General features: G+C 72.2%; 10 protein-coding genes and 1 pseudogene. 3 read left to right on the top strand and 8 right to left on the bottom strand.

The genetic code is table 11. The features are described 5' to 3' along the window. Positions 1–107 precede the first annotated feature (107 nt). The 5 genes from IE312_RS07475 to IE312_RS07495 all read right to left on the bottom strand — a co-directional run bounded on the left by IE312_RS07475 (position 108) and on the right by IE312_RS07495 (position 4,256). Complete coding sequence (locus IE312_RS07475) at positions 108–722, bottom strand: MarR family winged helix-turn-helix transcriptional regulator (RefSeq protein ID WP_229899250.1); 615 nt, start codon at positions 720–722, stop codon at positions 108–110. Positions 723–778: 56 nt separating this feature from the next. Further along, positions 779–1,528 carry an SOS response-associated peptidase gene (locus tag IE312_RS07480; RefSeq protein ID WP_189979498.1) on the bottom strand — a complete coding sequence of 250 codons (750 nt, stop codon included), beginning with the start codon at positions 1,526–1,528 and terminating at the stop codon, positions 779–781. A gap of 64 nt (positions 1,529–1,592) precedes the next feature. Then, entirely contained in the window at positions 1,593–2,849 is a 1,257-nt protein-coding gene (locus IE312_RS07485; protein ID WP_229899311.1) for an APC family permease, read from the bottom strand. A 360-nt stretch (positions 2,850–3,209) separates the two neighbouring features. Beyond that, positions 3,210–3,896 carry an SGNH/GDSL hydrolase family protein gene (locus IE312_RS07490; RefSeq protein WP_189979500.1) on the bottom strand — a complete coding sequence of 229 codons (687 nt, stop codon included), beginning with the start codon at positions 3,894–3,896 and terminating at the stop codon, positions 3,210–3,212. A 132-nt stretch (positions 3,897–4,028) separates the two neighbouring features. Next, a complete protein-coding gene (locus IE312_RS07495) occupies positions 4,029–4,256 on the bottom strand; it encodes a hypothetical protein (RefSeq protein ID WP_189979502.1) in 228 nt (75 codons plus the stop codon). 450 nt (positions 4,257–4,706) lie between these two features. On the opposite strand from IE312_RS07495, the gene IE312_RS07500 reads away from it, so the two are divergent. Then, positions 4,707–6,194, top strand: coding sequence for an alpha/beta hydrolase (locus IE312_RS07500; protein WP_189979504.1), 1,488 nt, complete (start codon positions 4,707–4,709; stop codon positions 6,192–6,194). A gap of 56 nt (positions 6,195–6,250) precedes the next feature. Here the strand turns inward: IE312_RS07500 and IE312_RS07505 are convergent, their stop codons facing one another. Then, a complete protein-coding gene (locus IE312_RS07505; RefSeq protein WP_189979506.1) occupies positions 6,251–6,814 on the bottom strand; it encodes a GNAT family N-acetyltransferase in 564 nt (187 codons plus the stop codon). A gap of 132 nt (positions 6,815–6,946) precedes the next feature. Further along, entirely contained in the window at positions 6,947–7,513 is a 567-nt protein-coding gene (locus IE312_RS07510; RefSeq protein WP_189979508.1) for a TetR/AcrR family transcriptional regulator, read from the bottom strand. A gap of 85 nt (positions 7,514–7,598) precedes the next feature. Between IE312_RS07510 and IE312_RS07515 the strand changes: the two genes are divergently transcribed. Beyond that, positions 7,599–8,021 (top strand): nuclear transport factor 2 family protein, encoded by a 423-nt coding sequence (locus tag IE312_RS07515; protein WP_189979510.1) that lies wholly within the window; start codon positions 7,599–7,601, stop codon positions 8,019–8,021. Positions 8,022–8,052: 31 nt separating this feature from the next. Here IE312_RS07515 and IE312_RS07520 read toward each other — a convergent pair whose 3' ends face one another. Further along, positions 8,053–8,775 carry a TetR/AcrR family transcriptional regulator C-terminal domain-containing protein gene (locus IE312_RS07520; protein ID WP_229899252.1) on the bottom strand — a complete coding sequence of 241 codons (723 nt, stop codon included), beginning with the start codon at positions 8,773–8,775 and terminating at the stop codon, positions 8,053–8,055. 101 nt (positions 8,776–8,876) lie between these two features. Here IE312_RS07520 and IE312_RS39200 point away from each other — a divergent pair. After that, positions 8,877–9,125: pseudogene (locus tag IE312_RS39200) on the top strand (CocE/NonD family hydrolase); the annotation flags it as partial.

Raw genomic sequence — 9,125 nt, forward strand, 5'->3', positions numbered from 1 at the left:
CGACGGTAAACAATCTCAATCGTTGAGCATTATCCGTCCTCAACAGTATGTGCCACCTACTTCTCCGCGCGTCGCCGCTCCGGATGCAACCCGGGGCCGGGACGGCGTCAGCGGGCCGAGGGACCCCCGGACACCTGGTCCCCGGACACTTCGGCGAGTGCGTCGTTCAGCGTGGTCAGGAAGCGCAGCGCCACGCCCAGCTCGTGCTCGTCGAAGTCCGCGCCGGCCCGGCGCAGGGCGTCGGCGAGGGGCCGGAAGTGGGTACGGGCAGCCGCGCGGGCCTCGGCGGCGTAGTGCAGGTGCACCACCCGCCGGTCGGTGCCCTCCCGCACCCGGCGGAGCTGCCCGGCTCGCTCGAGCCTGTCGATGCAGGCGGTGACGGCGCCCGAGGTGAGGCCGAGCTGCGCACGCAGTCTGGTGGGGGTCATCGGCTCGGGAGCGTCGAGGATCGCGGCCAGGGCCTGCACGTCGGTGGCGTGCAGGCTGCGACGGGCCGCGTACTGCTGGATGACCCGGCCGACCTCGCCGTGCATGCGGCGCAGCTGCACCGCGAAGGCCGCGAGGTCGCCCTGGAAGACGGGAAGCTCGTCGGTGGAGCCACTGGCTGCGGAAGCACCGGCGGGGGAGGCGTCATCGGCGGGGGAGGGGTCGGCCGGGCCCGTGCCCGTGTCGACCGTCGTGCGCCGCCGCGCCCGACGCCCTCCGCTCGACTCCGTGTTCACCGGCGCATCGTATCGGGGCCTGGCGGCTCCGGCTCCTGCCGGCTCCCCGGGTACGGCTACGGGCCGACCGGGACCGGATCGAGGAGGTGGGGGCCGTTGTTGCGGACGTCGTTGACGGCAGTGGAGACCGCGCGGGCGTCGAGGTGCCCGCCGGCCGGCCGGCCGAGCAGGGCGCGCAGTTCACCCGGGTCCTGACGGGTGGTGTCGAGCCAGGCCTCGTAGTGGTCCTCGCTGAGTGCCAGGGGCATCCGCGGATGTACGCGGCCGGCTGCGTCGGTGGCTTCAGTGGTGATGATGGTGCAGGTCAGCAGCCAGGCGGCCGGGTCGTCGTCCTGCGTGACGGACGGGTCGCGCCAGTACTCGTACAGCCCGGCGAGCGCCATCACCTGATCCTCCTCGGGATGGATGAAGTAGGGCTGCTTGCGGGCCTTGCCGGTGGCCGGGTCCCTGCCGGGCTGCCACTCGTAGAAGCCGTCCGCCGGAAGCAGGCACCGGCGTTTGACGAAGGCGCGGCGGAAGGCGGGCTTCTCGTGCAGGGTCTCCACCCGGGCATTGATCATCCGGGCGCCGGTCCTCGCCTCCTTCGCCCAGGACGGAACCAGGCCCCAGCGCAACGGCCGCAGCTCCCGCACGGGTACCGCACGGGTGCCGCCGTCGCGCGGGGAGCGCTCCAGCACTGCCCAGACCTCGTCGGTCGGAGCGACGTTCCAGTTCGGTTCCAGTACGTCGGCGGAGGGCCACTCGGCGACATGGAACAACCGCGCCAGCTCCGGCGGGCGCCGGGTGGCGACATATCGACCGCACATACGGCCACTCTCTCACCGCCGGGCCCCCGAGAGCGCCCGGGCCGGGCCGGAGGCGCCGGCGTCGTCAGGACGCGTCCCGGCGGCGGTGCCGGGCGGCGACGGCCCCCAGGACCACGCCGACCGCGAGGACGATCAGCCCCCGCACCCAGACGTCGGCCTCGATCTGCGTGGCGAGCGCGACGCAGGAGGCCGCCCCGAGGACGGGGACGACGGTGTAGGCCCGGAAGTGCGGGCGGTCGGAGTGGTCGCGCCGCTGGACGAGCACCGCGGTGTTGACGATGAAGAACACCACGAGGAGCAGCAGCACGAGGGTCGAGGCGAGACTCGCCACGTCACCGGTGAGCGCCAGCAGGAAGGACAGCACGGTCGTGGCCGCGATCGAGGCCCACGGCGTACGGCGGCCCGGGAGCACCCGGGTCAGGAAGCGGGGCAGGAGGCCGTCCCGCGCCATGCCGTAGGCCAGGCGGGAACTCATGATGCCGGTGAGCAGCGCACCATTGGCCACGGCGACGAGGGCGATGGCGCCGAACACCTTCGGCGGTACGCCGCCCGCCTCCTTCACCACTTCCAGCAGCGGACCGCTGGAGCCGGCCAGCGTCGCGGTGGGGACGGCGGCCGAGGCGACGACACCGACCAGCACGTACACGGCTCCCGCGGTGACCAGGGCGCCGAAGAGGGCGCGCGGGTAGGAGCGGCGCGGGTCGCGGGTCTCCTCGGCGACGTTGACGGAGGTCTCGAAGCCGACGAAGGAGTAGTACGCGAGCACTGTCCCGCTCAGCACACCGGCGGCGGCTCCCGTGTGGGCGGTGCCGAGGTGGGCGAGCCGGTCGGGGTCGCCGTCGCCGCGCAGGAACAGCCAGACGCCGAGCCCGACGACGAGCAGCAGACCGCCGACCTCGATGACCGTCGCCGCCACGTTGGCGCGGGTGGACTCGCTGATGCCCCGGGCGTTCAGCAGGGCCAGGGCGCACAGGAAGACGGCCGCCACCAGCACGACCGGGAGGCTGACGAAGACGGCCAGGTAGTCGCCGGCGAAGCCCCGTGCCAGCGCGGCGACGGAGACGATGCCCGCGGCGAGCATGCAGAACCCCGCGAGGAAGCCGGTGAACGGCCCGTACGCGAGGGTCGCGTAGTGGGAGGCGCCGCCCGCCCTCGGGTACTTCGTGGCCAGCTCGGCGTACGAGGCGGCCGTCAGGAGCGACAGCAGCAGGGCCAGGAGCAGGGGCAGCCATACCGCGCCGCCCGACTCGGAGGCGATCTGGCCGACCAGGACGTACACGCCGGCGCCCAGCACGTCACCGAGGATGAAGAAATAGAGCAGGGGGGTGGTCAGCGCCTTCTTGAGCGTCGGCGCCCCGCCCTGCGACGAGCCGTCCGCCGCGGTGGTGGACGGGGTGGAGGGAGTGGAAGGAGGTGTCACCTCGCCCGCCTACCCTCCAGGGCCGACAGCAGGCCGCAACGGCGGGTGTGACGTGCGCGGACGGCCCGGGGAGCCGCTCCAGCGGTCACGGGCGGGCCGGGACACCGCTCAGCCGGTGGGAGTCGGGGTACGTCGGCGGGGGAGGGGCCGCGGGCGAGGCGGGGGCTCCGGAGCGAGACCGGTGTCCGGCGCCGCGCCCACCGAGACGCGCGCGGCGACCGGCCTCGTCGGCGACACCCGGACACCAGACCGTTCCCGCGCTCAGCCGCTCCGGTCTCGCACATGCAGCAACCGTGAGATTTCGGGGCGGATCTGCCTGGCGAGGTACGCGTGGCCGGCGTCCGTGGGGTGGACGCCGTCGCCACCGATGAACCGGTGAGCGGATCCGGTGAACCACCCACGGCGCACCGCGGACAGGTAAGGCACGCCGAGTGTCTCCGCGGCGGCCGAGACCGCGGTGTCGATCGGGTGCGAGTCGATCGGTCGCAGGAACGAGTAGACGGGCCCGATGACCAGGATGCGCGCGTGGGGCAGCCCCGCGCGGAGACGGCGCAGGGTGTCCACCGCGGTGGCTCGGGTCTTCGCCGGGCTGACGTCGTTGCGGGAGCCCTCGACCACCACCACGTCCGGCTCTGCGGCAATGGCCTGCTCGACCCGCTGCGGGTACGGACGTCCGCCTTCTTGTCGGCCACCGGTGGTGTAGCCGGTACCCCCCTTCGCGTCGAGACGCAGCGTCAGTCCCAGCTGTTCGGCGACCAGCGAGGGCCAGCCCTGCGCTCCATTGCCGCCCTGCGCGCTGCCGCCCGCGATGCTGTCGCCGAGGACCAGCAGACGCGGACGCGGCGCCGCGGCGCCGGCGTGAAGGTCGGCGCCCGTGGCCAGGAGGACGCACAGGAGGCCGGCCAGCACCGTTGCGCGGCTTGTTCGCCGGACTGCACACATGCCCATGCCTGAGAAGCTAATGCGCCTGACGGAGCCTCACCAACGGACTGGCCCGAACAGGGCACCGCCGGTGGCGCCGACCTCGGCCGCGCCGACCCTCGACGAGCTCCACGTCCGCACGCGCACCCGAAGGGCGGTTCAGAACAAGGTGTCGGTGTCCTCGGTGGCAGCCGGGGCCGGTGCACGGGGGCGGCGGGGGCGGGCCGGCGCCGGCTCCTCCCCGAACAGCGCTTGCGTCCCGCACTCGTCGGGCGCGGCGTGTATCGGTCGGCACACCGCCTCTTCGATCAGGTCGAGCGGAGCGGAATCGTCGAAGTCGGCGCGCATCATACGGGTCCAGTCGCGTCCCTCAGGTACGGCGGTCACGGGTGGCCTCCTGTCTGCGCCCGGGGCCGGGACGCGGCCGACGCGTCCGGGCCGCAGCTTCGTGTCCGGGGCCGTGCGCCGCGGCCCTCGCGTCGCACGGCGAGCCGCGCTGCTGGTTGCCCTTGCAGCGAGGATCCCATCCGCTCTCGCCCTCCTCGGTCCGTCCGTCACGGTGGCCGTCACCCGGTGTGCCGGGCCGGCTGTCCACTCATCCGTCTGCCCCCATGCTGTCGGTAAGTGCACCGCCGGTGCGCGGCAGGTGCCGAACTCCGCTGCTCCTGCGCCGAGGAGGCAGCCGGAGGGCAGGCGCCTCCGCCCCTGATCGAGCCCCGATCCGACCCGGAGAAGCCCCTGAGAGGGGCACCACATGGGCGGCGGTACGCCTAACGTCAGGAGTGCCCCGGCCGGGTCCGCACGCCTCACACAACCACTTCCTTCACGGGAGGATCAATGCTGTCAAGGGACAGATCCGTACTGCGGCGGGTCGCCGCGCGGGGCACGGCCATGGCCATGGGGGCAGCCATGGCCGCCATCACCGGCCTCGCCGCCGCTCCCGCGGCCCACGCGGCGTCGTCGTCTGCCACAGGGGTCCTGCGGTGGGCACCGTGTGGTGACTCGGAGACGCCGGGGGCCGAGTGCGCCACCCTTTCCGTGCCGGTCGACTGGGCACACCCCAGCGGGCCGACACTCGACCTGGCCGTGGCCCGCCGCCAGGCCACCGACCCCGACGCACGCGTCGGCTCGATGGTGTTCGGCCCTGGCGGGCCGGGCGACTCCGGCGTGGAGATGGTGGTGGGCCGCATCAGCCGGTTCAGCCCCGAGGTCCGCCGCAGGTTCGACGTCGTCAGCTTCGACCCGCGCGGCGTGGGCCGCAGCAACCCGGTGACCTGCTCCGGCGACCTGCTTGCCGAGCGGCCGTCACCGGAGCTGAGGAGCCAGGCGGACTTCGACGCCACCATGGCGTACAACAGGCGGCTCCGTGCCGACTGCCGGGCCCGTACCGGCCCGGTGTTCGACCACCTCGACACCGCCCAGACGGTCCGGGACCTGGACGCCCTCCGGTCCGCCCTCGGCGAGCGGAAACTGACCTTCCACGGCAGTTCGTACGGCACCCTGCTCGGGGCGCAGTACGCCGAGACCTACCCGCGCCGCGTGCGTGCGATGGTGCTGGAGAGCGTCATGGACCACAGCGTCCCGACGACCCGTGCATTCCTGGAGTCCGAGGCGGCCGCGGCAGAGGATTCGTTCCGGGAATTCGTGAAGTGGTGTGACGGTGCCACCGAGTGCGCACTGCACGGCCGCGATGTCCGCGCCGTCTGGCAGGGCCTGTTGGCGAGGGCCGGGCGCGGCGAGCTGGAGGACCCGGGGAGGCCGGGCACCTCGCTGTCATCGTCCGACCTGGTCAACAAGATCGCCTTCCGGAAGTTCTACCAGGCCGACCACGCGGGCCTGGCCACGACGATCGCGGGCATGGAGGCGAGCGCGCCGCTGCCCGCGTCGCCCACGTCCGTGGCGCCACTGCCTGCGGCCACACCGGTCTTCTGCTCGGACTGGCATCTGCCGGTGCGCGACTACCAGGGGTACGCCTCACTGGTCACCACGATGAACAGGACCGCGCCCGACCTGCCTTACCTGCTGCCGATACACATGACAGCGGCGTGTCTGGGCGCGCCGACCGCCAACCCGCAGCACCGCCTGGACGCACCCGGTGTCCCGCCCGTCCTGGTGTCCAACGCGCTGCACGACCCCGCCACCGGCTACCCGTGGGCGGTCTCCGTGGCCCGGCAGCTCGGCCGCAGCGGCGTGCTGCTGACCTACGAGGGTCACGGCCACGGCAGCGTCACCAGCGGCCCGTGCATGCAGGACGCCGTGGACAGCTACCTCACCGGCCTGGCAGTCCCACCACGGGGCACCCACTGCCCCGCCGTGCCGTCCTGACGGTTCGGGGAAAGAGCAGCTGTCGCGGGGGAACCGGGCTTCCTGTGTGGCAGTGGTCAGCCTTGCCGGCGGAAGTCCACCATGCAGAAGACCTTGTCGTAACGCCGTTCGCCGACGGCGACGAAGTCGGGCAGACGGCCGTATTCGGTGAAGCCGAGCGATCTGTAGAGTCCGAGGGCGCTGGCGTTGTCGCCGCGGGCGTCCAGGGTGAGCACCTCGATCCCCGCCTCCCGGGCGTCAGCGATCAAGGCGGAGGTCAGCGCTCGGCCGACACCACGGCCCTGAACAGCCGCGGCTACGGCGACCTTCTCCAGATCGGCATGGGGTCGGTGAGTCGGCCGGACATGGCGGAGCCAGTACCCCAACCCGACCAGCTGACGGTCGAGATAGGCGGCACGCAGGGCAGCGTCGCCGGCCTGCACCGCGGAGACTACGTGGCTGAGAAGATCCCCCACCTCATCGCGTGAGGGTGGTTCGACCCAGCCCAGCGCGGCACCTCGGCCCACCAGATCCGCCACGATCCGATGGGCGGATGCCACGAACGATGCCTGCAGCTCCGGATCGCGAGTGAGCTCGGCGGCGCCAAGGATGGCGAGTTCACTGGTCACACCGCTGGTCATGGCCGACAGCTTAGTCAGCGCACAACCGAGCGGCCTCCTCGGTCCGGCCTGGCAAGCGGCCGGCCCTCGGTGGGGCCGCCTCAGCCGCCACCGCGTCCGTCCCCCTGTCCCGAGCGGCTCTCGGCATGGGGTTCACCCCGGCGGAGCCGTGAGGGCCTTGATGGCGGGGTGGAGCAACGCGGCGATGCGTTCCGCAGGGGCCGCACGAAGCGCGGCCAGCCCGAGCAGCTGGTGGCCGATGGTCACGCCCAACAACGCGGTGACGACCAGCGCTGCTCGCAGCTCGGCATCCTCGGCAGAGGTCAGGGCGGCGCCGACGCCTTCGATCTGCCGGCCGAGAGCGGCACGGACGTGATCGGCCGCGGCCTGGTCGGTGAGCATCGACCGCATCATCGCCAGCGCGCCCTCGGGCAGACCGCCGAGTTTGAGACCGAGCGAGGCCAGCAACTGATCCACGAGTTCGTCGGCATCAGTGGCTGTCAGCGGAGCGGGCAACGCCTGCACGGCTCGGTCGAACAGCTCCCGCTTCGAGCCGAAGTACTGGATGACCAGTGCCGGGTCGACGCCCGCCGCGGTCGCCACCGCGCGAATGGTGGTGCGCTCGAATCCCTTCTCGGCGAACAGCTCCCGGGCGCTGTCGAGGATGCGCGCCTCGGTCGCTCGGCGGCGGTCGGCGCGGGACTGGTGAGGAGTGGACACCGATTCACTCTACAACCGTTGACCGAACGCGCGGCCAACCCTACGGTGATTGGGTCAACAAGTGTTGAGCGAATGGAGTGACCTCGTGTCACATGCGGAAGTGCCCGCTGCTCGCACCCCTCGCGAGGTGCTGACCTGCTATTACGAAGCCATTCTCGACAAGTCCCCGGACGATCTGGCCGATCTCTACTCCGTCGACGCGGTGCACGAGTTCCCCTTCGCCTCGCTCGGCTTCCCTCCACGCTTCGAGGGTCGTGAGGCCGTGCGCGCCGGGTACCGGGCGGTCTGGGGAGCCAGTCCCGCCGAGGTGCGGGAGGTCAGGAGGGTCGCAGCCTACGAGACCACCGACCCGGAAGTGATCATTGCCGAACATGTCGTGGTGGGAACGCTGCCCGCCCAGGACGCCCCGTTCACCGTTCCCGGTCTCCTGGTGCTCCACGTCCACGACGGCCTGATCACGCGAGTCCGCGACTACATGGACGGTTCGGCGGTCGCGGGACCGTCGTAGCGGAGCCGGCGGCAGCCGGCTCCGCTGGGCGTCAGTCGGTGTCGAGGCCGTCGATCAGACGGTTGAGGAACCGGTTGAAGGTGGCCTCGGGAGTGAGGGGGCGTCCGGGGGCGGCGAGGACTTCCGCGAGTTCGGGGTGACGCCCGTCGGCGGCGACGGCGGCCAGGTAGCGGCCCTCGGCCACGGCCCGCTCCGGCGACCGTGAGACTTCGGCCTGCGCGATCTCGTGCGCGACGTGCCCGGCCACGAACGCGGTGATCTGGGCGAAGACCTCCAGCTTCGCCGCACCGTCCAGCCCGGTGGGCCGCAGGACGGCGAGCGCGTGCTCCAGGAAGGCCAGCGTGTTGGGACCCGGAACGCGGCGGGTGGTCAGGGCGGCGGGCAGCCACGGGTGCCGCAGCATGTGGGCACGCTGCAGTCGGGCGACGGTCTTCAGATCGGCACGCCAGTCGCCACTGGGCGGGTCGGAGACCGTGAGTTCGCCGCTGACGTGGTCGACCATCAGTTCCAGCAGCGTCTCCTTGTCGGGCGCGTAACTGTAGAGCGACATGACGCCCGCTCCGACCTCGGCGGCCACCCGCCGCATGGTGACCGCGTCGAGCCCTTCCGCGTCCGCCAGGGCGACGGCTGCCGCAGTGATCGCGTCCCGGCTGAAGGAGGGCCTGCGGCCCCTGCGGGACTCGGCGGGACGCAGCCACAGCTGTTCAGGATCGATGCCCTGGGCCCCGGTCCCGGTCTTTCCGTCGCTGGACACGGACTCCGCCCTCCTTCCCCTGGTTTTCGAGGCGGCTCTTGCCAAGGTCATCCAAGCATCCTCTTTTCTCGTACGTCGTACGAGAAAAGAGGAGGGGAACGATGCCATCAAGCACGCCCGACGCCGTCACCGGCCCGCCTTGGGTGCCGCCCGCCGGAAAGCCGCCGCTGTCCTCACGGCTGATGCGGGCGACCTGGCGGGGCCTGCCGGCGAAGCGGCACGAGGTCGGATGGGAACCGGGACTGGTCGTGCCGGCCGCCGACGGCAGCCGGCTGCTCACCGACCACTACTTCCCGCGAGCCCAGGGCGACTTTCCCACCCTCCTGGTCCGCTCCCCGTACGGCCGGGGC

Source organism: Streptomyces capoamus, from assembly GCF_014654935.1.
Classification (GTDB): Bacteria; Actinomycetota; Actinomycetes; order Streptomycetales; family Streptomycetaceae; genus Streptomyces; species Streptomyces capoamus.

Excerpts from the sequence above, each read along its gene's own strand:
- IE312_RS07480 (WP_189979498.1), bottom strand. The coding sequence starts at position 1,528 with ATGTGCGGTCGATATGTCGCCACCCGGCGCCCGCCGGAGCTGGCGCGG.
- IE312_RS07490 (WP_189979500.1), bottom strand. The coding sequence starts at position 3,896 with ATGGGCATGTGTGCAGTCCGGCGAACAAGCCGCGCAACGGTGCTGGCC.
- IE312_RS07500 (WP_189979504.1), top strand. The coding sequence starts at position 4,707 with ATGCTGTCAAGGGACAGATCCGTACTGCGGCGGGTCGCCGCGCGGGGC.
- IE312_RS07505 (WP_189979506.1), bottom strand. The coding sequence starts at position 6,814 with ATGACCAGCGGTGTGACCAGTGAACTCGCCATCCTTGGCGCCGCCGAG.